The sequence below is a fragment of the Halorubrum sp. SP3 genome, assembly GCF_005435195.1.
GTDB classification, from domain to species: domain Archaea; phylum Halobacteriota; class Halobacteria; order Halobacteriales; family Haloferacaceae; genus Halorubrum; species Halorubrum sodomense.
Map to the genome: position 1 here is coordinate 1 of NZ_SGTU01000135.1, position 1018 is coordinate 1018.

Here is a 1018-nt window from a genome sequence, read left to right on the forward strand (position 1 = left end):
GGCTTCCCGGCGTTCCTCGGCGACGACGCTCGCCCGCCGGCGTACCCCGCGGACTACGAGTACGCGGAGCGGGTGGAATAGGCTGTTACATCACGACGCAGTAGTTATCGACAACAGCTGGTTGGCGATCTTATCGAGATCTACTCTTGTTCAAACAGCGCACGGATATCCATATCCTCCGAGTCGAATGCCTGACTGATAATCCAGACAACGACCGCAAACAGAAGGAACAGGTATGAGACAAATATCGTCAGTATTCCAAGATTTAGCACCTCTTGAGTAGGAACAGGCAAGAGCGGATCGCCGGTCGGTTGAAATACACCAAAGAGGACCATACCGCCGCCGATAGCGGTTGCTAGGAGGGCGACTGCACCGATTATTACGTGTGTTTGTTCGAAGAACTCACTAGCAGACATCTCCTCTGAATCCGGCTTTGGGTGGACGACAGTATCTCTCGGTAAGGGGTACTCAGAGTCGGGGAAATTAATCCACCAATAGTCCCCGTTGTTGATTGATCCCTTCTTGAGCATTCCCTGCTCAACCATTTCATCGAGACGGTCAGAGATCGTCTGACGATCTCTATCAATCACCGACTCAAGTGACCCAAGAGAGTGTATCGCATCATCGCTGTACCATAACTCTCGGAATACGGCTTCTTGAAGGAGTTCGTTCTGCGTATTGTTGTTCAATCGCTGCTTGAAGTAGTCTGGTATACCCTCATCTTCCCGTTCCGCATTCACGTAACGGCGATGTACGTTCGCCAAATCACTATCCTCGTTCACTGAAAGCCGGTTTCAGCGGCCGTTCAAAGTATCTATCGGCTCTCATGATCGACTGATGCTTCCAACCAAGGCATCGGTGAACCTGGAGGTGTGGAATCGTGGTTAGACAAGCTGCTCAGGTGATCGGGCTGCTCATGACGATTCTGACGCTGGTTAGTTGGTTAGTGATCAACAGCAACCTTCCGGGCACTGTCGGAGCTGGAGTCAACCTCGCCGCGGTTATCGTGTCGATGTTG

Annotated in this window: 1 protein-coding gene; it reads right to left on the reverse strand. The window is 51.9% G+C overall.

The annotated features are described in order from the left end of the window. Positions 1 to 140: 140 nt before the first annotated feature. On the reverse strand, positions 141 to 782 hold the full coding sequence (locus EXE42_RS15855; protein WP_137706945.1) for a hypothetical protein: 642 nt from the start codon (positions 780 to 782) through the stop codon (positions 141 to 143). Positions 783 to 1018: the final 236 nt, after the last annotated feature.